Genomic DNA, 23,063 nt, shown 5'->3' with positions numbered 1-23,063 from the left:
GCACGAAAAACATAGCGTCGTTAGAATATTTAATTGCATTGCCTGAGAGCCGATCTACACTGGCGGCGCCACGCATCGTAACCAGCATTCTCGGATTCCTCGATGACCTTAGAACCGGACGACGCTTTTGAGGACAAAGCCGCCTTGCTGTCCGCGATGGCTAACGAAAATCGCTTGAAGATACTGCTCGTTCTGGCCCACAAGGAAATATCGGTCGGTGACCTGATGCTTCACGTGGACCTCTCACAATCGGCGCTCTCACAGCACTTGTCCAAACTGCGCGCGGACAAGCTGGTAAAAACGAGGCGGAGCGCTCAAACGGTCTTTTACCGGACCGACGACCACCGGATCCTCAGTTTGTTGCGAGCCCTCGACGAGATCTTTGGATCCCGCCCGCCGGGCGCGTAGATTTCCGGTGATCGGGGTTGCGCCCAGCTGGCAGCCCGGCAAACAGGTAATCAATCGGTCGCGTCAGGCGTTGGCGCCGGCTTCATCTTGTCGACGCCGCGTCGCCGGTCGATCCACCGCATCACCGGCGTCACCGCAATGCCGTGCAGCACAATTGACGCCAGGATAATGACGAGAACTGTTGCCCATATTGTCTCTATTCCTTCGAACTGCACTTTCCCGGATGCGTAGGCGAGATAGTAGATCGATCCTAATCCACGGATGCCGAACACTGAAACAATCGCCTTTTCCGCAACGGAATGCCGGCAGCCCATCAGGCTGAGCCAACCCGCCAGCGGTCGCACAAGCGAAAGAGTCACAACAGCGACCACTGCCACTCGCCAATCCACCTTTTGCAGAAGCGATCCTTCAGCGACGATTGATCCGAAGCAGACGAGCAGCACCATCATCAGCATTCGCTCTATTTGTTCGCCGAAATCGTGAAGCTCGCCATGGAAGCTGCTGTGTCGTTCGACACTGCGCAACGCCAGCGCAGCAACAAACACCGCCACGAACCCATATCCATGGACGAGTTCGGCGATCGCATAGGCCACGCAGGTGAAACCGAGCGCTGCAAGCCCGTCGCCAGTTCGTGCGATCCGGCTTCGTTCCGGAACCTTAAAGGTGAGGTATCCAAGCGCGCGGCCGACAATCCATCCCGTTCCGGCGCCCACGGCGAGCTTCCAGACGACGTCGACAGCCAGCCAGGGCAAGACCCAGTCCGAATGACCGGCCGTGCTGCCGGCGATTGCCATCGCCGCCATTACAAAAGGAAAGCTCAGCCCGTCATTCAGGCCGGCCTCCGACGTCAACGCGAAACGGATGTCGTCTTCCTCACCTGTCTGCGGCGGCCCCACCTGAACATCTGCTGCAAGAACAGGATCGGTGGGTGCGAGTGCTGCACCGAGTAAAAGAGCAGACGCTGCTCCAAGACCGAGGACGCTCCACCCAAGAAGCGCGATCGCGGCAATCGAGATAGGCATGGCGATCCCCAGCAATCTCCAGGTGATCATCCATCGTGCCCAACCGAGCGGCCGGTCGATCTTCAGGCCAGCCCCCATCAAGGCAACGACGACCACGAACTCCGTCAAGTGCTCGGCCCATTTTACATTCTCCAGCGGGTTGAACTGCGGCAGAGGCGTGAATGGAGACCAGGCGAGTGCCATTCCGATGGCAATGCAGCAGATGGGCAAAGAAAGAGGGACCCGCCTCAGCGCCATGGGCAGCCAGGCGGTCAACAAAACCACGGCGCCGAAGATCAGGAGCGTAACGACGTAGGTGTTCACTCCGGTCATCTCTCCCACGCGGGTATGATGGCGGATCCAGCCGCGACGTGCTTGTCTGCATCCCGGGCTGCATCGAAGACCTTTGCGAGCTCCAACGACAGCTTTTGATGCGCTGCGTCCCTACACTGGCTCATGAAGCGTCGCTTGATCTTCCCCTCAGGTCGCCGGGCGCTCGGGCTGCCACTGCGCGGTTCGAGATCGGCGTCGGTCGTTTTGAACATGAACATGGTCCCTTCGGCCAACAAGATAAACGTCGACTGCAGCCTACCTGTTCCTAGGGCCCTATTGCTCAAGGAATATGGCAAGTTCTCGCGCTACAATTGCGGATCCTCGCGTTGCGGAAAATGTCCGACATTCTGAAGAATGATCCTTTCAAAGGGGCCCGAGAACTTTTCGTGCAAGTGTTCGGAGAGCTCAGGCGGATTGACGCCATCTTCCAGCCCCTGGAAGTAGACCGTCGGCAGCGAGAGCGACTGTGTCTGCCTGACGCGGTCTTCAAGCCATGCGCTTTGCGGATCGGGCTCGGCTTCCCCCCAACGAACCCTATAGCTGTGCAGCGTGACAGCGACCCAGTCCGGATTATCGAAGGACTTCGATACCGAGGCAAAAGTTGCCTCGTCAAACCAGCCGTCAGGCCCCCAGTTTTCCCACTGGATGCGGGCAAAGCCATGCGGATCGTCATGGATCGCCTCAGCTCCGCGCTTCGTCGCCATGAACCAATGGTACCAGTATCGCTCGGCCTGCCGAAATGAAGGGGTCTTCAAACCGCCCATGCGCGGCAGCGACGAAAGCAGCGCCATCCGGTCGACGCGCTCGGGCCAGCCAATGGCGAGGGCTTCGGCGATGTTTGAGCCCCAGTCGTGGCCAACGACGGAAAACCGCTCAATGCCCAGGCCGTCCATGAGGGCTATGGCGTCCATCGCAAGGGCGCCACCGTTCGCGCTGCGCAATGCACTGCCGTTGCGAAATACGGTCGGACCGAACCCCCGCAAGTATGGCGCAATCAGTCGAAGGTCTCGGTTCCCCAGCAGCGACGTGACAGACGACCATGTGGAAGCGTCGTCGGGCCATCCGTGAAGAACGAGAACCGGCTGGCCATGACGCACTCCAGTTTCGTCGAAGACTATTCGCAGGCTGTCCGTTTCAAGGTGCGGCATGATGGTACTCCGGTTCAAGGACGCAACACCATAAGAGCACTCTTGGTTCCGAAGCAGGGAACCTCGCAGCGTTACCTAAGTTGGTGGGCGACCGAAGCCGCGAACGCTGAAAGAGCTGTCATCACACCCAAACACTCCGTCCCCATGACCCGGCGATCGGTGATTGCTGCGGCAAGCGTAACGCTCGCAGCCTCGGCTTTCCAAGGCTTCGCCTGCCTCGAACACGCAGGAGAATGCACAGATGGACGATCCTACAACAAAGTACCCGAAACCGCCATTCCAGAAGCAGAGTCAGCCATTTCCAGGCCTTGCCGGCAGGATGGTGCCCAAGCCCGATCACGGGGAGGCTTCCTATAAGGGTTCTGGCCGTCTTGCGGGACGCAGGGCGCTGATCACCGGGGGCGATTCCGGCATGGGTCGCGCGGCAGCCATCGCTTACGCCCGCGAAGGCGCTGATGTCGCCATCAACTATCTTCCGGATGAGGAGCCCGATGCACGGGAGGTGATCGCGCTGATCCAGAAGGAAGGCCGTAGAGGCATATCGCTTCCCGGCGACCTGCGGGATGCGGCCTTCTGTGAAAAACTGGTAGAAGATGCGGTGGCTGCGCTCGGCAGCCTCGACATACTGGTCAACAATGCCGGCCGCCAACAGCAAGCAAAGTCGATCGAAGAGATCACCTACGAGGCGTTCGACGCGACTATGAAAACCAATATCTACGCAACCTTCCTCCTGACAAGGGCAGCGCTCAAGCACATGCAGCCAGGTTCCGTGATTATCCAGACAACCTCGGAGCAAGCATATGATCCTTCAGAGAACCTCGTCGACTACGCCATGACCAAGGCCGCGATGATGAATTTCACCAAATCTATGGCCAAGCAGCTCGGCCCCAAAGGCATCCGGGTCAACGGTGTCGCGCCCGGCCCAATCTGGACTCCGCTGCAGGTCAGCGGGGGCGCCACGATGGAAAAGCTGGAAAAGTTCGGAGGCGACACACCGATGGGGCGCCCGGGACAGCCGGCAGAACTGGCGTCCATCTACGTTCAGCTCGCAGATCCTGAGGCCAGTTACGCCACCGGACAAATTTATGGCGCAGCAGGCGGCGGCGGGCAACCGTGAGAGAGCGGCTAAACGCCGATGCGGACCAACAGACACGCCATCCAAGCGCTCCATTGTACGGCAGCAGCGATGTCGATGCGAGAAATCTCATGATGGCGAACAATCGATGTCGGGCATCGGCTCGAACATGAAACTCGAGAATGTGTCGTCGTGCTGATCACAGTCCCGCTGGGGAATGCCGCGAGTGGACTTGGCGTATTGGGCTTGCGAGGGTTCGTAACCGGTGGCGAAAAAGATCTCGGCAGGTGAGCCATCTAAGGAAGAGGTTTTGGCCATCCGAGCGACAAGGCGCAGCAGCCGGCACCGTTCCTGCCATACGCCCATCGCAACGTCCCGCATTCACGCGTGCTCGGTCCGTCTCTAAACTGCGCGAGATGAGCAAGCGGTTAGCCGACAGAGTGCATCGAGGAGGCCGTGGAACAGGAGCAGGATCGCCGGGGCAGTCACGGGCCTGCCCGAAGAACGTTCGCAAGCCGCGACAGCTTCGGCAGGCCGCCAATCCATCCACCAACTGACCAGACCGTCACAGCGCCTAATGCCCCCGCCAAGGCCAATCGATGTCCCGTCAGCCAGGCGACGGGTTGCGAAATAATGAGGAAAAGGCTTCGCGTTTGCATGCGTCAGAAATGGCCTACCCGGCAAATCGGTTCCACGGCCGGGGGTTGCTTGCAGCCGGAGCCTTAGTATCCTGCATCCGCATCTGCAGCAACAACTGACGCGATGGCTGTGTCTGTCCCGCCCCAGGTTGTTCGACGATGATGGCTGCTCCATCCTTCAAACCATCATGCTCCCGGCCCATGGAACTTACTGATTCTTCGATCGTTTCTGCATACCGAGGCAATATATCCGGAAACTGTCCATGGCAACCACATCGAGGGGACGTGCTCAGGACCGAGAAAAAGTAGCGGGCGGTCAGGATTACGAGGTTCGATATGAAGCAAAGAAGCAGGGCGTTTCTGCAGACGCTGTTAAGAAGGCCATCAAGAGCGCTGGAAACTGTCGCAAGAACGTGGAAGCAGACATCAGTCGCCGCTGAGCCGTGAAGATCGCGACGTATAATGTCAACGGCGTCAACGGCCGGCTGGAAGTCCTCCTACGGTGGTTGCAGGAGGCGGATCCCGATATCGTTTGCCTGCAAGAGCTCAAGGCGCCGCAGGATAAGTTTCCCGTCAAAGCCATCGAGGCAGCTGGCTATGGCGCCGTCTGGCATGGCCAAAAGTCCTGGAACGGTGTGGCGATCCTTGCCAAAGGACAGCACCCGCATCTTACGAGGAGAGGGCTTCCAGGGGAGCCGGCTGACGAACACAGCCGCTACATCGAGGCCATCGTCGACGGAATGGTGATCGGCGGTCTCTATCTTCCCAACGGCAACCCCTATCCAGGACCGAAATTCGACTACAAGCTACGTTGGTTCAAGCGTTTGCAGGACTATGCCAGGGAACTGCTGGAGCTGGATGTTCCAGTCGTGCTTGCCGGCGATTATAACGTCATGCCAACGGAGTTGGATGTCTATAAGCCGCAGCGCTGGACGAATGACGCGTTGTTCAGGATCGAAGTGCGGCAGGCCTATGAGGATCTTGTTGATCAGGGCTGGACAGATGCCCTGCGCCACCTTTACCCGGGCGAGCGCATCTATACATTCTGGGACTACTTCCGAAACGCTTTTGCCCGTGATGCGGGTCTTCGGATCGACCACGTCCTCCTGAGCCCTGAGGCGGCGGACCGTCTGTCGGCGGCGCAAGTCGATAGAGACGTGCGCGGTTGGGACCACACAAGCGATCACGCGCCCGTATGGATCGAGCTCAGCGACAAGATCGTAAAGAAGAGGAGGAAATCATGACCGAGACATGGAGAGCGCGGTTGCGCGACCGGCTGGAAGATTTTGTCGACACCTTCGTGGTTGCCGGAGCGAGGCATGAGGATGTCTTGCGGGCGATCGTCGAAGAGGTCGATGAGCTGCGGATGGCGCTTGATCGTGACCCCGGCCCTGCGGAAGATGGCAGTGCGGTGGTCGAGGAACCTGCAAACGACTGGCCGTCCGCTGACAAGAATTGAAACCGTGGCGGCCAGCTGTCGACCGCGCAAAGCCTCGGCTGCGGTACAGCAGTGGGTCCAACGATCGCATCGACGTGTTACCATATCGCCAATCCTGACGGCACTTGTTCGACAGGAGAGCTGGGCCTTCATCACCGCCGCGCCTCCTGGCGCGCGCATTTGATATGTCGTTGCGTCTGCGTCTCCTCAGCCTGTGGTCTGCGCGCTTGATAGGCATGGTTAGGCGATGGGATGTTTCAGGCATTCGGCAGGCGCGGCAAGCAGCCGATTGAACCTGACGAAATCTCCATGGTTCATGGCCTCATCAAAGATTACTGCGGCAAAAGAGCATTGGAGACCGAGTGCCGGGAGGCTCTGAAAGCAGGGAATGGGAGACCGGTCAGCACAGACTGCGCCCGCTGCTCAGCGAGAACGACAAGAATTGCTCCGAGCGTTGCTGAGGATGGCCTACAAGGTCAAAGGGCGAGATCTCTTCGGAGGGCCGGTCCGCTACAACCTACCGGTTGGTGAACTACGTCTTTCGGATGAATTGCCCTACAGCTTAGAGCTGTTACTTTATGTCAGCCGGGGCAGTAGAGTAAGATGATCGAGACCCCTGCATGTCAAAGGCTCGTCGTACCGGAATGCGACGAGCCTTTTCTTTTATCCATCCTCAGGCCGAGCCCGCCGTCTTTCAGTGTCCATAGCGCAATGATCCACGACGATAGGACGCCGGGAGCTGAATAGAGCGCTCGAACTGGTCCCTTCACCCGAACAGACCGGTGCAATCTCGTTTGCGTTCAAGAACGTCACCGCCGGCCGCGAGAGCGGAGGTCAAAGGGGAGACGAGGTCGTAACTGCCGGCCGAACCGCCGTCACACTATGCCTTGAGGGCTCGCGAGGTTTGCCGTCAGGATACGATGATCGATCGCACGCTTGCCCTGCACAAAGTGTTCGCCATATAGCAGTCCAATGAGCGATAATAAGATCTTCGTTGGCATCCGGCCAACACGCAGTGGACGGCGCAGCGCAACTCAGGAGCAGACTGGCCCTAAGTGTCAGTGGGAAGGGTGCGAAAGCGCCGGCACTCACCGCGCACCGGTTGGGGGCGCCGCCGACGGGCTCTACCTGATGTTTTGCGCTGGACACTCGAGACAGTACAGCAAGGGCTACGACTACTCGCCAGGCAAATCAGACCCCGTCGTCGCGAGATATCAGCTCGACGCCGCCGCTGGCAGAATTCCGGCGCGTGGCGTCAGAACAAATCACCAGGCTTTGGAGACGCCACTGCCCTCGTCGATACCCTCGGGTTCGGCAAAGTCACTGAAAGCGCGCGGAAAAGCCGTCCAGCCGACCGGCACTATTTCGTTGCGAAAGCTGAGGCCACTTGAAGCCCAGGCCTTCGACACGCTCGCGCTCCCGCGTGATGCCACCGCAGACGACATAAGACGTCGATATAAAGAGCGGCTTAAACTCGACCATCCGGACGCCAATAGCGGGGATCGGCAGTCGGAGGATCGCCTTAGGGCCACGATCAATGCCTATAGAATCCTCAAAGGCAGCGGCTTCTGTTAGGATGGCTCGCGGAGCTGGCGCATCGTCATTGCGTTTTCGATTGCAGCGCCCGAAGCTGTATTGTCGAAAACGCACCAGCTGTCCGACGCCAGCAGATCGCAGAATGAACGGATTTCCTCCTTGCTGTAGCTTGAATAGTAAATTTTTGGCGTGCCATGCAGACGAATGTATTTTGGTCGCCTGTCAAAATCGTTTGCTGGCCAGACCGGCGCAGGATCCGCAAGAACACGGTCCATCGCATATGTCTTTAATAGATCCAATGCCTCGCTGCACGAAAAGCTCGCGTGTCGTGCCTCAACAACAACCGGTCCATCATCGGCGTCGCGCATTATCCTGAAGGCCGGTGCGAGCACCTCAGCATTAAAGGCAAGCGACGGCGGCAGCTGGCAAAGAAGAGGTCCGCGCTTTTTGTCCAATGGTGCGATATCGCCAAGGAACGTCTGGAACGGCGCAGCGATGTCTCTCATCGCTCGCTCGTGGGTGACCTCCTTCGGAAGCTTTACCGAGAACAGGAATGCATCCGGTACTGCGTCGACCCATCGCGCGAAGGTGGACGGCCGGTGTCGGCGGTAGAAGGTCGAATTGATCTCTACGCCGTCGAAGATGGAAGCATATCGTGTCAAGGCGCTTCCTTCTTCAGCGAACCGATCGGCGTTTTTCTTTGGAATGGACCAGCCCGCAGTAGCGATGGTCGGCAAATCGATGTCCTCGCAGCTGACAATCATCAAGGCGAAACGGAGCAGACTTGAACCTGGTTCCACACCAGCCAACATAGATCGGAACCACTGCGCTTCCGGAACGTTTGGGGAACGACTTCAGTTTTCAGGAGATCGGCATGCGTGAAAATTCAAAACCGGATAGTTCGTCGAACACACAGAAGGACCCGGACGACTGGGTGAGTGGCGACGAGCCAATGACCGGGGCGCAAAGCTCCTACCTCAAGACCTTGTCGGAGCAGGCGCACCGTTCTGACGCCTTCGCGGAAGACCTGACAAAAGCAGAGGCCTCCAAGCGGATCGAGGAGCTACGCCGCTCACTCGACCTGGAATGACGAAGGGGCGCGCCGGCGCACAAGGTGCTTTCGACGCGGCTGACTTGCGTCGGGTGCAAACGGCATTGGCAACGATCGACTATCGTGCTCTGGAGGTCTCGCCGCCGTAGCCGTCATGACATCGAAGTTCAACGCGATCGCCATCGACCGGGTCTCATTAGGGACATGCGCGCCGCCTCTGCTCGATCGAATTGTCCAAGGCATGGGGCGGGTGGCGACCTCTGCCGCCACCCAACCTGGCAGATCACACTGGCGGGGCAGCGCCTCCATGCAGCGCACCAAGCAGCCAAAGTACCAACAGGATGACAACGACAAGGCCAAGCACGCCCCCCAAGCCGCGCCCGCCATATCTGCCATGGGCGTAGTAGCCGCCGCCGCCGCCGAGGAGGAGTATAAGAACAATGATGATTATGAGTGTTGTCATATGAGCATCCTTCGCCATTGATAGTTTTGCCATTACGGCACTGCAATCAGTTAGTTAGGGCCCAGAGTCCTTATGTCTAGGTTGCCTCCAACTTGATGCGCGAGCGAATCGGGCTCGCCTTACAAAGCCGTTCTGATAGGAGTGGCAGCTGACCCTCAAGCCTCTTGATCGCGGTGGCACCGACGTTATTTTGTCCTCACAATGGATCATTTACGCTACCAAATCTCGAAGAACCCGTTAGATCGGAATTATTCCGTCATCGACATATTTACGGGATGGCCGGCAGAGTTTCATGGCGTCACGCTCGACTGCTTGGACGGACCAGAAGCCGACCGGATGGTCGACGTCCTCAACTTGCAGGACTTTGACCGCCGGGGGCAGTTGCGGCCATTGCGGTAGTGCCTAGCCCACCTGCCGCTTTCAGACTGCGTCGCAACACCCCGGCAGCGAGTGACGGCATACCGGGGCGCTGCTTGACGGGCTAGACCGACAGAGTGCTCACCACCTTCATTCGTGTCATTCTTCGCTTACGGCGCTTGCAGGAACATTCGCGCCGATCGGTCGGATTGCCTCTTCGCACCCCACGCGTCCTCTACCGAGACCAACCATCAGAAACGGTCCGTCATGTCACGACGTCCGCCTTCCATCCCGTCCCAGGTCGACGTTGATGTGGGCGCGCGTTTGCAATGCCGGAGAATTCTCAAAATATCTCAGCCGCTCTGCCTGAGAAGCTGGCGATTGTTTTTCAGGACGTGCAACAATACGAACTAGGTCGGACCGGATTGGGTTGGCCGATTGCAGCAGTTGCGGGCATACCCGGGACCAGACCGGTAGTGCCTTTCGGTGAAGAAATATCCACACTGACGATCACGACGCTGCACTTCTTGCAGTCAAAGACCCGCCGCCTCCCCAAGAGGCAGGCCCGCTGAATAAGCATTCGTCATGATCACAAAGCCTGTTCGAATTGATCAAGACGCTCGCCGGCGAGGCTTGAGCAGCAGAACCGACATTGTGGGGTGCCTCCTTAAGTACGGCGGGCTTTTCGTAATTGCAATTTTCGTTTAAACGTCTGACCGAATTTAAGTGTCTTACCAGCTTGGAGCGCGGATCGTCCCTGTAACATGGTGGAAAAAAGCACAGAATCTCCGTTGAGCGAAACCTGTCTCCAGATACTGCGCGAGCTGGAGGAGGATCTGCCGATCTCATCAGAGGATGAATGGTTCGAAATTCGCGCCCTGCTTCACGACTTGTACAGCCATGGCGTCCGAGGCCATGCGCGTCTCAAGCGTCTGCTGTTTTCGTCCGTCATCAACCGCCGCCTTGCCCCGCAGCCCCGAAATCCGGTTCGAGCATCTTATCACTCCTGGGGCAACGGCAAGCTCAATCGCCTGATCGAGCGCAACAGTCGGTGAATTGCCCATCGTCAGGATTGGCGCCTCGGCTCAAGCAATCATCGACCGCGATACGCCTCCGCCGGGAGTTGCAACTGCATCGGCCGATCGTCAACAAAATTGTGGTACACACCATGCGGGACGGTGTCGTGAGCTTCGTGCGCACGGTTTGCCGGTGTCCGTCGCGAAAGGACGCGCCTGTTGGGCGAGCGGCGCCCGCCTCGATGGACGAGCTCCGCGCAATTGTCGAGGCTTCTTTGCGGTGTTCTATATCCCCGCAAGAGCTCGCGCCGAGGCCTCAGCGACGTCAACCCGGCCGACAAGACTGCAGAACTTGGAAATCTTAGAAAGACGTCGGACCTAAGTCCGATTGTTGCGTGTCGCTACTGCGTTAGCTCTGCGCTATGAAAAAACGAACGGCGCTGCTCGGCTTGGCACTTTTTGTCCTGCTCGGAGTGGTCTTCTTCAGCATGTCTGAGCTCCTTGATATCGTCAGCTTGGGGCCAAGCGCCAATAGTGTGGTCGGTGGGACGCGTTGAAGACACCGCTGGAGCAGCTGGCACATAAAGCGCACAACCAAGGCGTGAGGAAGGTCGTGATCGATGAGCGTAGTCGCCGCGAGGTTCTAAAGATATTGAGAGGTCGACTTCCCGCGACAGCCGAACTGCACGCCACATGCCACCCCGGCCTGTCAAGGCACGGTCAGCGCTCCGACGACGAGGCACGAATGGGTTCTGGGCTCGTTAATTTTGTGATAGCCTCAACTCTCGCGTCGACGATTTTCAGCGAGCGGAACACGTTTCGGAGCACCGTCTCGATCTCACGCAAAAGATTGGCGACCTGGCGCGGTTGTTCCATGGTCTTCTTCATCGACCCTTCCACCAAGGCCACTCCAATGCCGATCAACTCTTTCAAGTCGTTGCCGCGAAATGTCGAGCGCTTCAGCGCATGTTGATCCGCCTCTAAGACAAGCTCTGCTGCTTCATGAACTGCCTTCCAGGCACCTGCGACCGCTGCCTTAACCTTTGCGCTGCCAGCATTGTCGTGCACCGCTGTATATGCCGCAGCCGTTGGCTCCAGTGCTGCATTTGCTGCGGCCAGAATTTCGTCATAGCTGACTGACACATCAATCCCCTGGGCACTAAGGCAGACGATCTTTAGTTGCATGGCGGCAGAAGAAAGTCGAGATATAAGTAGCGAGGTGACGAGGGTTTCACGCGGCAAAGACCGCCGCTTGCACCGGGCCGCAATGACCGAGCAAGTTGCGACGCAAAAGGACGATTGAAGGCCCAATATCATAGGCTGCCGGGCAGTGCCCGGCCTCCTGCGAAAGCCGGACGTTGAGATCGGCTGATGCACGTCTGCTGGCCGCGCTCTACCGCTTTCGGATGAGTTGACTAACACCTTGCTCCTCCTACTTCCGAAGGATCGCGCGCACGCCTGAGCGTGCGCAGCGAGGGAGACGTCATGATTTTTGCAAAAGCGACCGAAATCTATCGTCGAGGCGGACGAGAAGACCTCATCAATGCCATCGAGGCGTTCTCCATTGCGACGAAAGCACAAATTCTTGCCGACATCGGATTTGCAGCACCAGCGACAGTCGAACCTGATGGCCCACAGGAAGAAGCAGCCGATCCGTCTTGCGACGAGATCCACTGCTTCTAGACCAGATGCTCATAGACCCAAACGGCTTACGATTGCGTGACGCGTTGGCGAGAAGCCTTCTTCTCTCCGCAAGTGTTATGCGCAAGGATGCAGCAGAGTGACGCATCATGCCCCGAATAAGATGTCTGGCGGCGCCACGCCGCCCGACGGCGGCTTATTTGACTGCAGTCAGAGTGGCATGCATGCCCGCTTCGTAATGCCCCTTGATGTTGCAGAGCAAGAGATAGGAACCTGGAGCGAGCTTGGCCTTCAGTGTGCCATCGGCCCCAGGCTTGAGGTCGGACACTTCGCCCAGGCTCTTGAGCTGCTTCTCATCCACGCGATGCTTGCCCTTGACGACGGAGACCTGCTGGTCGGCACTCTTGAGCTTGACCAGAACCATTTCATGTTCCTCGGTCATCGCATCATTGTGGACCTTGAACAGCACGTCGCCTGCCTTCACGGTCGGCTGGTCGACGGTCAGGGTCATTGGTCCGCCGCCCTCTCCGCCTTCCGTCACCGTCACCGTTGTTGCGGCAAGCGCTGGCGTCGCGAGGCACAGCGTTAAAAGCGTAGCAAAAATGCTCTTGTTTTGCAGCATGCGTTCAGGTCTCCTGGATTGAACAAAACCAGAGGCACATAGGGGCGAAATCTGACAGTTACCTGAAATCAAGAAATAACAGAAATATTCGCCTCATCGTCCAGGCGCGAGGCAACGACAGTATTCCTGCGGGCACAGAGCGTCTGGCTGATCAACGCATGGCGACCGGAAGTCTGATCGTCACCACCAGGCCATGACTTTGTCGCACCGCCAGTTCGACCGAACCGCCGTACATTTCAGCCAGCTCTGCCGCGATAGTAAGCCCGAACCCATCGCCTGGCTTCGACTCATCCAGCCGGCGTCCCGGAAAAAGGACGTCACCGATAAAGGCTTCCTCGATGCCCGGGCCGTCATCAGCGATGACGACGGCGACGTTGTCCTGCTCGATTGTGCTTGAGATTTGAACCTCCGAAGCCGCCCATTTGAAGGCGTTATCGATGATGCCTGCGAATATTTCGTCTGCATCCTCCGGCGAACAGTTCAGAAAGGTCCCACTCGAAACGCTATTCCTGATGACGATCTTGCGGTCCGCGTAGATCCTCGACATCATCTCCAGAATATCGTCGATCCTTGGAGCCAGCTCGATCGAAAAGTAATGACCTGCATCGGCAAAGCTGGACCGTGTCCTACCGAGGTGATGTCGGATGTTCCGGTCAATGCGCGCCACGAGCGCCCTCGACGCTCCGCTTGGATCGTTATCATCATTGAGAGCAAGACCAAGGCTTGCCACTGGTGTTTTTAGCCCATGGGCCAGGTTGGCAAACTGAAGCCTGGTCTGGGCCAGACGAAGTTTGTTGGCTTCGACCAGATGGTTGATTTCCTCCACTATAGGAAGAAGCTCGGCAGCTTGTGCTGGCGGCAGGGCGGATCGCTGCGCCGTCGCGATCTCAGCGATTTGACCGGAAAGCCTGCGAAGCGGAGAAAGTCCAAAGCGCACCTGAAGAACACTTCCGATGATCAAGCAGGCACCCAGTATCAGCATCGCGGGAACCAGAAAGACCAATGCCCTCTTCGAGGGGACGCTCAACGCAGATGAGGGGGCAGAGGCGACAATCTCCAAACCGGTTCCGCCGACAAAAGTCCTCGCGACCCGGAAGTGCAGATCCCCACCGCGGCCGTCACCTCCGTCGGCTGCTTGTGAGGTGCCTGTCAGCAACCGACGCCAGTCAAACGGCGACGGTGGGCTCTCGATCGTTTCGCTGCCAAGAGAACGCGACGACAGCCTTTGGCCCTTTGCCTCGACCTGCCAATACCAACCGGAACCTTGCCGGTCAAAAGGAGGGCCATCCACAGATCCTCGCAAGCCGACACCGCCATCAGCACCGATAACGATTGCATTGCGTATGGTCTCGATCTGAAGGTCCAGGCGTTGATCGACCTGCTCTCTGACAACGCCGGCAATGACGAACCAAAGTACAAGCGACGTGACAATAACCGCCAGCGAGGCGTAAGCGACCGAGAACCATATAAGCCGGCCCGCCAGTGTCGATTGCTTTCGCATAGCGTCCCGAATCAAGTCCCTTTCGTCAGCCTGTAGCCGCGCCCCCGCTCCGTCTCGATCCGGTCCGCCCCGATCTTGCGCCGCAGCCGTGCAACAATGACTTCGATCGAATTGGAATCGACATCGGCGTCGCCTTCATAGACCCTCTCGAGCAGCTCGCGCTTGTCAATGATGGTTTCCTTGCGCAGCATAAGACAGGAAAGCACGCGCCACTCAAAGGCTGTCAGCTTGAGAGGAAGTCCCGACTGCTCGAACGTCCCGAGCTGTGCATCATAGGATATGTCGCCACATTGCACGATCGAAGCTGCGTGTCCTGCCGCGCGTCGGACCAGGGCCCTCAAGCGAAGAACAAGCTCTTCGAAGCGGAAGGGTTTCGTCAAGAAGTCGTCGGCCCCTGCCTTGAATGCCGCAACCTTGTCTGGCCATCCTTCACGCGCCGTCAGGACCATGACCGGAAAGTTACGTCCCTGGCTTCGCCACGATTTAAGCACCGTGACCCCGTCACTCGTTGGCAGACCGAGGTCGAGCACCACAACGTCATAGATTTCCGTCAAACCGGCATGCTCACCGTCCTCACCGTTTCGGGCGATATCAACCACAAAATTCTCCGCACGCAAACTGGCTGCGATGCGGCCCGAAAGATCGACGTCGTCTTCCACCAAAAGAATGCGCATGTTCAATCCACATCATCCTATGCTCCATCCGAAATAGGGCGTTTTCGCTTAACTCAAACTGAACATGGGCGTTCAGGCTCTGTCGGGCGGTCAGGACTATAGTCGGCGGGTCAAAACAACCTGGAGACCGAACATGTCGAATGACCCAGCTACCCACGAAGCGGCTCATCTGGAACGACCACAACCCGGACGGAGAGGAGCAGCACACGTAGCCGCGTTTGGCATCGCAGCCTTTGCCGTGCTCGCCATAGGAGCGGTTGGCGGAGCGGCAGCAATGAAATTCACACGCCCAAGCGTCGACCTCGCACCTTTGACACCGTCATCGATCTCCAGCCTGAAAGATGATTGGAGCACCGTCACGGTGAAAGGGACGGTAGCAGAAATATACGGCAACAAGTTCATCGTTCAGGACGAGACAGGTCGGGCGCTGATCGAGACGGGGCCCGCCGGTGAGAGCGGAAGCATTGTCGCCATCAACGAGCCTGTCAGCGTCCAGGGCCGCTTCGAACATGGCTTCCTGCACGCTAGCTACGTCGTCCATCAGAATGGGAGAACCGACGCACTTCGTCCCCCGCCTGGTCCCCCGCCTCATGGCCGGCCAATCGGCGAAGCGCTACGTGAGTTGCGCCGTTGAAGGGCGGACTATGACCCGGCGCGCGCCGATGAAACCTATATCGTCGGCGTGCGTTTATCGGCGTCTTTCACGGAGTGGCGGGCATGATCAAATCCTTGGCTCTTGCCGCACCGGGCAAGCTCGGCTGCGCGCTGACTACCTTCACCATGCTTGTCCTGATGACCTGTCCCTTGATGGCGGACGAACAGCCTGCGATCCCGGCCACGGCGCGATGGCAGCCTTGCTTGGAGGCCCTGCCCCTTGCTATCGGGCACGGAGTGGGATCGGAACTGCGCCAGCCGCTCGGCAACGCAATCGTTGGCGGCCTGCTGGTCAGCCAGTTGCTGACACTGTACACGACGCCCGTGATCTACCTCTTGCTCGACCATTTACGCCGGTCGAACTGGGCCGAGGTCAACGAAGAACCGGCGCAGATCGCGCACTGAGATACACTCCGGAATGCATATGAATCAATCAGCTCTTACCCTTACAATTGCTGCAGGAACTGCGGCTGGCGTCGTCATTCGCCCTTTCCGGCTACCTGAAGCCGTCTGGGCCGTCCTGGGCGCAGGATTGATCCTTGTCCTTGGTATCCTCAATCTGGCGGAAATCTGGGCGGGCGTGGCAAAGGGAACCGATGTTTACCTGTTCCTGATCGGCATGATGCTGCTGTCCGAACTTGCTCGCAGAGAAGGACTTTTCGACTGGGTCGCGGCAATTGCCACATCCCGCGCCAAGGGGTCGCCGAAAAAGCTGTTTGCGCTTATCTACGCCGTCGGAGTGGTCGTAACAGCTCTTTTGTCCAACGATGCGACCGCCGTTGTCCTGACACCCGCCGTTTACGCCGCTTGCCGGGCCGCCAAGGTCAACAACCCGTTGCCTTATCTGTTCATCTGCGCCTTCATTGCAAATGCCGCGAGTTTTATCCTGCCAATTTCCAACCCCGCAAACCTCGTTATCTTCGCTGGTGGCGAAATGCCCTCACTGGGCCGCTGGCTGGCGACGTTTTTCGCTCCGTCGATTGCGGCAATCCTGATAACGTTTGTGGCGCTCTACGTCATGCAGCGCAGGGCATTGTTGTCGGAGACCTTGGCCGCCGATATTCCGACACCTGCATTATCATTTCCGGCGAGGCTTGCGGGCATCGGCCTCGTTGCAACCGCCTTTGTCCTCGTTGGAGCATCGGCTGCACATCTGGACTTGGGGCTGCCCACCTTTATCGCGGCCACGGTCACCACGCTCATCGTTCTTACTGTTGCCCGGCAAAATCCAACCGGCATCGTCCGCGCGATGGACTGGAGTGTTATTCTCCTGGTGGCTGGACTTTTTGTCGTGGTAGAGGCTATCAATCAGACCGGGATGACCGCTTCCCTTGCAAGCGAGTTGACGGCGATCAGTGCCGATTCTGAGTGGCAGGCAGTAGCGATCACAGGCATCGGCTTGGCCTTCCTGTCAAACCTCGCAAACAATTTGCCGGTCGGATTGTTCGCTGGCGGCGTTGTCAATGCAGCCCATCTTTCCGACCGGCTGGCGGGGGCGGTTCTCGTCGGCGTCGACCTCGGCCCCAATCTCTCGGTCACCGGATCACTGGCAACCATACTATGGTTGTCTGCTCTCCGACGCGAAGGCATCACCGTAAGCGCGTATACCTTTCTAAAGGTGGGGGCGGTCGTGATGATCCCGGCGCTGATTGCTTCGCTGGCTGCGCTTTAGAAAGCTGGCGATGCCGTTGATCTGAAGGCAACCCTTATTGGGCCGTAAAGAACGTCAAAAGAACCTTGCCTTTTTCACCAAGCAGGCACACAAACCGGTCCGGCGCGCCAGTCTTATCTTTTCGGGCGATATACGCCTCACCGAGGACCACTGTCTTGACTGGAACGTCCTCGACACGGGTGTCAGCTTTACTGACGGCAATGCTTTCCATGTCGAGAACAAGATCGGTGATATCGGGAGCGCGCTCGCGCAACGCCAGCAGACCAGTTGACCTGCACGCATCGACAGCAGGATCTGTCACGGACTGGGCTGAGGCGCCTGACGCAATCAGGCAGATCGTGAACGTGGCAAACAGTCTTTCAAGCATCTTATCTCCTTGCGTAAAATCTGCCAGCGCACGAGATTTTCAGTCCGGCAACGCATAAATGCGTCGACGCGATCAATCGTTCCCGCGCCGTGGAACGCTTTCCGACGGAACACCGTTTATGGGCGCCAGGCGTCGACCTGAGCGCATTTTTCATAGGAGTGTTCATGAAGCTTATCCCTATCGCCGCCGCCCTCTCGATCCTCTCCGCAGGCGCCGCCTTCGCGCAGCAGACCGTTGCCCCGGGCGCGGATGCGATGATGGCTGGCCCTGGTATCACCATGGGCAAGGCGGCGACCACGCCGCTGAAATATGTCGAGATCAAAGATGCCGACATTGTAACGTCCAAACTGATCGGCGTGGAGATCTACAACAAGGCGAACGAGGACGTCGGCGAAATTTCCGATATCGTCATTGGTGACGGCAAATCGGTAATTGGCGTGGTGGCGAGCGTCGGTGGTTTTCTCGGTATTGGTGAAAGCTACATCGTCATCGATCCGGCATCGCTGGCCCTGGCAGACGATAACGGCACTTGGAAGGCTTACGTGGACACCAACAAGGACGATCTGTCTAAGGCTCCGAAGTTCGACTATTCGAAGCTGAAAAAGTGATGTTTTAGGAAGTGGGGCACGCTACGCGAAAATCAGGCGTGCCCCGAATAGCGCCACGATATCTCAACCCCGTGACGCTATTAGAGTTGCGGAAAATGGTAAAGGAATAATGAAAAGGGCTCGCAATAGGTTCGAAGGCGCGCCCTTATTGGCATTTAAGCCGCGGGTTCCCCACCAAACACGGCCGCATTGGGGTATCGCAACACAGGATTGCCAGACCGCTTATAGCCGCTAGCGGCCGTTGGATCGGTCCTGGCTCAACGACCCTGTGGCGTGTGCGTGACCGGCCGAGCCTAATACAACCACATCTTTATGCAGGCATTTCGCACTTTTGATAAGCTGCGGGACGTCGCAGCGACGACAAACGGTGCATTTCGCTAGGGAGCTGGCTCGGACCGCACCCGAGCCTGAGCATCGACCAAACGGGAGGGATCGACATTGGAAAAAACGCCGGCCAAAGAAGCGCATGAGGCTGAGACCCGTTTGACCCCCGAGCAGATGGAAGACGCGCGCAAAGCGTATCTGCTTCGGCGTTTCTGGATCAGTGGCCGCGAGTACTGGGGTCGCAACGGAGACCGGCTGGCCTGGGCCTCATCGATTGGTCTCCTCCTCCTCATAGCCATCAACGTTGCCTTCCAGTATGGGATCAATGTCTGGAACCGTGGCCTCTTCGACGCCATTGAGCAGCGCAATGCGTCGACAGTCTACTTTCTTGGGGCGGTGTTTCCGCCGCTCGTTCTGGGGTGCGTCGCAGTCGTCACCATCCAGGTTTACGTGCGCATGCTCATACAACGACGCTGGCGATCCTGGCTTACGAAAGCGCTGATTGCTCGCTGGTTGGCAAACGGGCGTTATTACCAGCTCAATCTTATCGGCGGCGATCACCAGAACCCGGAAGCGCGGCTTTCGGAAGATATGCGCATCGCTACCGAATCCCCCGTCGACTTTGTCGCCGGCGTGATCGCTGCGTTCGTCTCGGCGTCCACCTTTATCGTCGTGCTATGGACGATAGGCGGCGCCTTGCGCCTGCCTATTGCGGGGATGACCATCACGATTCCGGGCTTTCTCGTCGTGACAGCGGTTATCTACGCGCTCGTAACTTCCGGTTCGATCACATTTATCGGAAGGCGGTTCGTTCGTGTCTCCGAAGCAAAAAATCAGGTCGAAGCGGAATTTAGGTATACCCTGACCCGTGTACGCGAGAATGGTGAGAGTATAGCCCTTTTGGGTGGCGAGGAAGAAGAGCGCAACGATCTCGACAAAACATTCGCCAGTGTGCGCCAACAGTGGCGGCTGCTCGCCCATCAGCATATGCGCACAACGCTTGTTTCGCACGGCTCCATGCTGATCGCGCCGGTGGTCCCGGTGCTGCTGTGTGCACCCAAATTTCTCGATGGCAGCATGACGCTTGGGCAGGTCATGCAGGCAGCGTCGGCCTTCACCATCGTCCAAAGTGCGTTTGGGTGGCTGGTCGACAACTACCCGCGGCTTGCCGACTGGAACGCCAGTGCCCGGCGCGTGGCGTCGTTGATGATGTCGCTGGATGGGTTAGAGAACGCTGAAAAGAGCCAATCCCTGGATCGGATCAAGCACGGCGAGACCGAAGGCGAGACCATGCTCAGCTTGAACGACGTCTCGGTCGCGCTCGGAGACGGAACCGCTGTCGTCAAAGAGACGCAGGTCGAAGTCGGACCGGGTGAACGCGTGCTGGTCGCCGGAGAGTCGGGATCAGGAAAAAGCACCCTGGTGCGAGCGATCGCAGGCCTGTGGCCGTGGGGCGGAGGCAGCGTCAATTTCCATCCCGGCAAGCAGCTATTCATGTTGCCGCAACGGCCTTACATCCCCTCGGGCACGCTCCGACGTGCCGTATCCTACCCGCAGCCCGCGGACAGCCATACGGAAGACGAATTGCAAACCGCTCTAGAGAAAGTCGGACTGGGTCATTTGATCGAGAAAATCGAAGAAGATGCTCCGTGGGACCACACCTTGTCCGGCGGCGAAAAGCAGCGGCTAGCCTTCGCGCGCCTGCTGCTCAACGACCCCGACATTATCGTGCTTGATGAGGCAACCTCGGCGCTTGACGAAAAGACACAGGACAAGATCATGGAAATGCTGATCGACGAGCTGCCGGACGCGACAATCGTAAGCGTTGCCCACCGCGCCGAACTGGAAGCCTTCCATAGCCGCAAGATCACACTTGAGAAGCGCGAGGGCGGAGCGAGGCTCGTCAGCGACGTCGATCTAGCACCCTACCGAAAACAACGCAACGTCCTGACCAAGCTCACCAAATATTCTCGCAAACTGAAGAAGGTCCCTTAGGCAGCAAGGCTTGACTGCATGTGCCGGCGTCCCAAAGCCAGCCGGGAGCGCGCGGGTGCCATCATAAGCAAACTGCCAGGGATCGATCTCCGCCACACGGCCCCTGCAGTCGCGGCAGCAAGGGGGACCGGCCGCAGGAGGGCGGAGCGGCCGGTCCCGCGTCGCAGCACGAGCGACGCATCGCGCAAACGCGCGTATCCGCCGTTGGCGGCTCGGCGGACTTTGCTGTTACGTTCGAGATCGTCCTTAGATCAGTTCTGCGGCCGCCCTCTCGCCAGCAGGCGCTGCAGCGTACGGCGATGCATGTTCAATTGCCTGGCGGTCATCGAGACGTTTTTCCCCGTCGCCTCGAAGACGCTGTTGATGTGTTCCCAGCGCATCAGTTGCGGCGAGGTCAGCGGGACGTCAGTGCGCTCTGCAGTCGGTCTGGTGAAACCCAGAACTTCGAGAATCTCATCGGCATCCGCCGGCTTGCTCAAAAATTCAGTCGCGCCCAGCTTGACGGCAGTCACGGCAGCCGGAACACTTCCATAACCGGTCAGGACCAGGATTTTCGACAACGGGAATTCTCTTTGCATCGCCGTGACCAAGTCGAGGCCGCTTTCATCACCGATCCGCAAATCGGTGATCAGGACGTCGAAATCACGGGCAGACAAGGCGGCGTAGGCAGCATCGAGACACGTAGCGGTCGCGGCACGGAAGCCTCGGTTGGACAGAGCAAGTGCAAGCCTCTGCGCGAAGACCTTATCATCGTCGACGATCAGAAAACGTGCCTTCGGTTCCTCGGCTTGGGTCATCCTAACCCTCCGTTTCAGCTACCCCGCTATTACGGTGAGATCACCCTCCCGGATCGCTTCGCCGCAAAAGCATCTACCAGGCAATCGCGCTGCCGTCATAGGCGAAGAACCCACCATTTTGTGCAGACGTGAGACCGTCTGCGGTCTGAAGTATCAGCCTTGAGGCGCGATCCGGCGCTTGTCGCTCGTGGCCGCCCGAAAATGGCTCCGTCAGTGTCGTGGCGACCGTACCGGGGTGAATAGCGACGAGGATGGCATGTGGCTTCGTCCGCGACAGTTCGATAGACGTGGTTTTGACTATCTGATTGAGGGCTGCCTTTGCGCTTCGATACGAGATCCATCCGCCCAGTCTGTTGTCGCCGATCGATCCGACCCTCGCAGAAAGGACGACAAAGAGAGAGCGCTCCTTTCGCGGCAGCAGCGGCATAAAGTGTTTGAGCACAATCGCTGGCCCGATGGCGTTGGTCGAGAACTGCTTTGCCATAATGTCATGATCGATCTGCCGGATGGCCTTTTCCGGACCGTGGCCATCGATGGTGAGAGCTCCTGTGGCGCAGATCATCAGGTGGAAGGTCCGTGCGCCGAGGGTGGCGGCATGCGCCTTCACCGTCCACTCCTTCTCGACTTCCAGCCCATCATCCGATCGAGACAACCTGACGATTTCGCCAGCCCTCGGATCCTGACGGATCGCTTCGGCAATTGCAGAACCAATTCCTCCCGAAGCGCCTATGACAATCGAAGCATATCCTTCGGGAAGCGAACGCATGGAAAACACGGATTGCCCTCTCACTGCATGTAAGGTCGCCGATGTCTCGCGGTGCTCGATGGTCTCATCGACGGAGGCCTTCTCGATATGCGCTATACGGTTGTGGAAAGTGCGCGGATCGACCAGCCACACAGAATTATTGACTTGACGGTTGGTACGCCTGACCTGACGTCCCTTCGTCTCATGATCGGAAATTGATCTGTCATGCGAGCGGCTGCTATGCGGCGCAACCAATCAAAGATGTCTTACGAAGGAACCCGGCGGCGGCGTCTTCGTTTGTAATGCTGTTATGAGGCTGAAGACGAAGCTATCGTTGGTGTGCACGGCCATCGCAGTGCTTATGGCGGCGATCGCTGCTGCATATGTGCTCCCTACGGTGACGGGCATGGAGCGTCCCAGAAACTTCGACGTCCCGTGATTGTCAGCCGTCCCATCATTCTCGCGCACGAGGTTTTGACCGGTCCAGAGGACGCCGGACCGGTCGATCGTCAGCGTTACTGAGCGGCAGGCGCGGCCGGCTTTTCCGGCGAGGCTGCGGGCTTCTCCGCGGCAGGCGCCTCGACTGCAGGAGCATTGACAGTAACGCTCGTGCCGCCGCCACCCTTTCCGCCGTGAATATCGATTACTCCGGTGAACAGCAGCAGAGCGCCGATGGCGACAACTGCAAGGACAACAGCAACCGCCCAGCCACCGTTGCCACCGCCTGTGTTAATAACTGTCGGCCCGCGATCTTCCATATCCAATCCTCCTCTTGAGCGATAACCCAGCACAGCATTCCCTTGAAATTCCAGTGCCTTAGGCTTGTTTCTGCCAACAGATAATTCGATCGGCGACTGTTTGTTCCAAATGCGGTCGCCGGTCAGACCAAGGTCCGGGGTGGGTCGCACCGATTGAATGATGCTTGAGATGGACGACCACCGCCCTGCGATCGCTCAGGCAATCTTTCCTCCAGACCAAGACGTCTCGAGGTTTGACTGT

The 23,063-nt window shown here is 58.3% G+C and carries 26 protein-coding genes and 1 pseudogene; 14 read left to right on the top strand and 13 right to left on the bottom strand.

Features of this window, described 5'->3' with window-relative positions:
* Positions 1-102 precede the first annotated feature (102 nt).
* Complete coding sequence (locus ABIE40_RS30475; RefSeq protein ID WP_199629726.1) at positions 103-408, top strand: ArsR/SmtB family transcription factor; 306 nt, start codon at positions 103-105, stop codon at positions 406-408.
* Between the two features lie 50 nt (positions 409-458).
* On the opposite strand, the gene ABIE40_RS30470 is transcribed toward ABIE40_RS30475, so the two are convergent.
* Both ABIE40_RS30470 and ABIE40_RS30465 read right to left on the bottom strand, forming a co-directional pair.
* Positions 459-1,733 carry a cation:proton antiporter gene (locus ABIE40_RS30470; RefSeq protein ID WP_199629727.1) on the bottom strand — a complete coding sequence of 425 codons (1,275 nt, stop codon included), beginning with the start codon at positions 1,731-1,733 and terminating at the stop codon, positions 459-461.
* Between the two features lie 314 nt (positions 1,734-2,047).
* A complete protein-coding gene (locus ABIE40_RS30465; RefSeq protein ID WP_354541249.1) occupies positions 2,048-2,890 on the bottom strand; it encodes an alpha/beta fold hydrolase in 843 nt (280 codons plus the stop codon).
* A 241-nt stretch (positions 2,891-3,131) separates the two neighbouring features.
* Here ABIE40_RS30465 and ABIE40_RS30460 point away from each other — a divergent pair, with 241 nt between their 5' ends.
* Positions 3,132-4,007 carry an SDR family oxidoreductase gene (locus ABIE40_RS30460; protein WP_199629728.1) on the top strand — a complete coding sequence of 292 codons (876 nt, stop codon included), beginning with the start codon at positions 3,132-3,134 and terminating at the stop codon, positions 4,005-4,007.
* An 87-nt stretch (positions 4,008-4,094) separates the two neighbouring features.
* On the opposite strand, the gene ABIE40_RS30455 is transcribed toward ABIE40_RS30460, so the two are convergent.
* Positions 4,095-4,331 (bottom strand): hypothetical protein, encoded by a 237-nt coding sequence (locus tag ABIE40_RS30455; protein WP_148194606.1) that lies wholly within the window; start codon positions 4,329-4,331, stop codon positions 4,095-4,097.
* Positions 4,332-4,866: 535 nt separating this feature from the next.
* Between ABIE40_RS30455 and ABIE40_RS30450 the strand changes: the two genes are divergently transcribed.
* From ABIE40_RS30450 to ABIE40_RS30435, 4 genes are all read left to right on the top strand, one after another.
* Positions 4,867-5,043 carry a DUF3606 domain-containing protein gene (locus ABIE40_RS30450; RefSeq protein ID WP_199629729.1) on the top strand — a complete coding sequence of 59 codons (177 nt, stop codon included), beginning with the start codon at positions 4,867-4,869 and terminating at the stop codon, positions 5,041-5,043.
* A 3-nt stretch (positions 5,044-5,046) separates the two neighbouring features.
* Entirely contained in the window at positions 5,047-5,847 is an 801-nt protein-coding gene (xth, locus tag ABIE40_RS30445; protein WP_199629730.1) for an exodeoxyribonuclease III, read from the top strand.
* A complete protein-coding gene (locus ABIE40_RS30440; protein WP_199629731.1) occupies positions 5,844-6,062 on the top strand; it encodes a hypothetical protein in 219 nt (72 codons plus the stop codon). The genes xth and ABIE40_RS30440 overlap by 4 nt, the downstream gene beginning before the upstream one ends.
* 951 nt (positions 6,063-7,013) lie before the next feature.
* Complete coding sequence (locus ABIE40_RS30435; protein ID WP_148194602.1) at positions 7,014-7,616, top strand: J domain-containing protein; 603 nt, start codon at positions 7,014-7,016, stop codon at positions 7,614-7,616.
* Here ABIE40_RS30435 and ABIE40_RS30430 read toward each other — a convergent pair.
* On the bottom strand, positions 7,613-8,314 hold the full coding sequence (locus ABIE40_RS30430) for a DUF72 domain-containing protein (protein ID WP_199629732.1): 702 nt from the start codon (positions 8,312-8,314) through the stop codon (positions 7,613-7,615). The two genes, ABIE40_RS30435 and ABIE40_RS30430, sit on opposite strands and share 4 nt — an antisense overlap.
* Positions 8,315-8,451: 137 nt before the next feature.
* On the opposite strand from ABIE40_RS30430, the gene ABIE40_RS30425 reads away from it, so the two are divergent.
* Positions 8,452-8,667: a DUF3072 domain-containing protein gene (locus ABIE40_RS30425; protein ID WP_112718986.1), complete on the top strand. Its 216-nt coding sequence runs from the start codon at positions 8,452-8,454 to the stop codon at positions 8,665-8,667.
* A gap of 244 nt (positions 8,668-8,911) precedes the next feature.
* On the opposite strand, the gene ABIE40_RS30420 is transcribed toward ABIE40_RS30425, so the two are convergent.
* Positions 8,912-9,091 carry a DUF3309 family protein gene (locus ABIE40_RS30420; RefSeq protein WP_112719047.1) on the bottom strand — a complete coding sequence of 60 codons (180 nt, stop codon included), beginning with the start codon at positions 9,089-9,091 and terminating at the stop codon, positions 8,912-8,914.
* A gap of 1,121 nt (positions 9,092-10,212) precedes the next feature.
* On the opposite strand from ABIE40_RS30420, the gene ABIE40_RS30415 reads away from it, so the two are divergent.
* On the top strand, positions 10,213-10,503 hold the full coding sequence (locus ABIE40_RS30415; RefSeq protein WP_199629733.1) for a hypothetical protein: 291 nt from the start codon (positions 10,213-10,215) through the stop codon (positions 10,501-10,503).
* A gap of 681 nt (positions 10,504-11,184) precedes the next feature.
* Here the strand turns inward: ABIE40_RS30415 and ABIE40_RS30410 are convergent.
* A complete protein-coding gene (locus tag ABIE40_RS30410) occupies positions 11,185-11,706 on the bottom strand; it encodes a hypothetical protein (protein ID WP_199629734.1) in 522 nt (173 codons plus the stop codon).
* Positions 11,707-11,949: 243 nt separating this feature from the next.
* Here ABIE40_RS30410 and ABIE40_RS30405 point away from each other — a divergent pair, with 243 nt between their 5' ends.
* Positions 11,950-12,147: a hypothetical protein gene (locus ABIE40_RS30405; protein WP_148194597.1), complete on the top strand. Its 198-nt coding sequence runs from the start codon at positions 11,950-11,952 to the stop codon at positions 12,145-12,147.
* A 154-nt stretch (positions 12,148-12,301) separates the two neighbouring features.
* Here the strand turns inward: ABIE40_RS30405 and ABIE40_RS30400 are convergent, their stop codons facing one another.
* From ABIE40_RS30400 to ABIE40_RS30390, 3 genes are all read right to left on the bottom strand, one after another.
* Positions 12,302-12,727 carry a sulfocyanin-like copper-binding protein gene (locus tag ABIE40_RS30400; protein ID WP_112718991.1) on the bottom strand — a complete coding sequence of 142 codons (426 nt, stop codon included), beginning with the start codon at positions 12,725-12,727 and terminating at the stop codon, positions 12,302-12,304.
* 151 nt (positions 12,728-12,878) lie between these two features.
* The gene (locus tag ABIE40_RS30395) at positions 12,879-14,228 is read right to left on the bottom strand and encodes a sensor histidine kinase (RefSeq protein ID WP_148194595.1); all 1,350 of its coding nucleotides are present in this window, start codon (positions 14,226-14,228) and stop codon (positions 12,879-12,881) included.
* Between the two features lie 11 nt (positions 14,229-14,239).
* The gene (locus ABIE40_RS30390; RefSeq protein WP_148194627.1) at positions 14,240-14,902 is read right to left on the bottom strand and encodes a response regulator transcription factor; all 663 of its coding nucleotides are present in this window, start codon (positions 14,900-14,902) and stop codon (positions 14,240-14,242) included.
* Between the two features lie 274 nt (positions 14,903-15,176).
* On the opposite strand from ABIE40_RS30390, the gene ABIE40_RS30385 reads away from it, so the two are divergent.
* The 3 genes and pseudogenes from ABIE40_RS30385 to ABIE40_RS30375 all read left to right on the top strand — a co-directional run bounded on the left by ABIE40_RS30385 (position 15,177) and on the right by ABIE40_RS30375 (position 17,228).
* Positions 15,177-15,536, top strand: coding sequence for a hypothetical protein (locus tag ABIE40_RS30385; protein ID WP_148194594.1), 360 nt, complete (start codon positions 15,177-15,179; stop codon positions 15,534-15,536).
* Between the two features lie 211 nt (positions 15,537-15,747).
* Positions 15,748-15,961, top strand: a pseudogene (locus ABIE40_RS30380) (efflux RND transporter permease subunit); the annotation flags it as partial.
* Positions 15,962-15,980: 19 nt separating this feature from the next.
* Complete coding sequence (locus ABIE40_RS30375) at positions 15,981-17,228, top strand: arsenic transporter (RefSeq protein WP_199629736.1); 1,248 nt, start codon at positions 15,981-15,983, stop codon at positions 17,226-17,228.
* Positions 17,229-17,262: 34 nt separating this feature from the next.
* On the opposite strand, the gene ABIE40_RS30370 is transcribed toward ABIE40_RS30375, so the two are convergent.
* A complete protein-coding gene (locus tag ABIE40_RS30370) occupies positions 17,263-17,595 on the bottom strand; it encodes a hypothetical protein (RefSeq protein ID WP_199629737.1) in 333 nt (110 codons plus the stop codon).
* A 164-nt stretch (positions 17,596-17,759) separates the two neighbouring features.
* Between ABIE40_RS30370 and ABIE40_RS30365 the strand changes: the two genes are divergently transcribed.
* Both ABIE40_RS30365 and ABIE40_RS30360 read left to right on the top strand, forming a co-directional pair.
* Positions 17,760-18,203, top strand: coding sequence for a PRC-barrel domain-containing protein (locus ABIE40_RS30365; protein WP_199629738.1), 444 nt, complete (start codon positions 17,760-17,762; stop codon positions 18,201-18,203).
* Positions 18,204-18,701: 498 nt separating this feature from the next.
* Entirely contained in the window at positions 18,702-20,522 is a 1,821-nt protein-coding gene (locus tag ABIE40_RS30360) for an ABC transporter ATP-binding protein/permease (protein ID WP_199629799.1), read from the top strand.
* A gap of 251 nt (positions 20,523-20,773) precedes the next feature.
* On the opposite strand, the gene ABIE40_RS30355 is transcribed toward ABIE40_RS30360, so the two are convergent.
* The 3 genes from ABIE40_RS30355 to ABIE40_RS30345 form a co-directional block, all read right to left on the bottom strand.
* Entirely contained in the window at positions 20,774-21,319 is a 546-nt protein-coding gene (locus ABIE40_RS30355; RefSeq protein WP_112718997.1) for a response regulator transcription factor, read from the bottom strand.
* Between the two features lie 73 nt (positions 21,320-21,392).
* Positions 21,393-22,319, bottom strand: coding sequence for an SDR family NAD(P)-dependent oxidoreductase (locus ABIE40_RS30350; RefSeq protein WP_354541248.1), 927 nt, complete (start codon positions 22,317-22,319; stop codon positions 21,393-21,395).
* Between the two features lie 260 nt (positions 22,320-22,579).
* Positions 22,580-22,972 carry a hypothetical protein gene (locus ABIE40_RS30345; RefSeq protein WP_246777682.1) on the bottom strand — a complete coding sequence of 131 codons (393 nt, stop codon included), beginning with the start codon at positions 22,970-22,972 and terminating at the stop codon, positions 22,580-22,582.
* Between the last annotated feature and the right edge of the window lie 91 nt (positions 22,973-23,063).

It is taken from the genome of Rhizobium sp. OAE497, from assembly GCF_040546565.1.
Lineage (GTDB): Bacteria > Pseudomonadota > Alphaproteobacteria > Rhizobiales > Rhizobiaceae > Rhizobium.
This window is presented reverse-complemented; position numbering and strand designations above follow the sequence as displayed.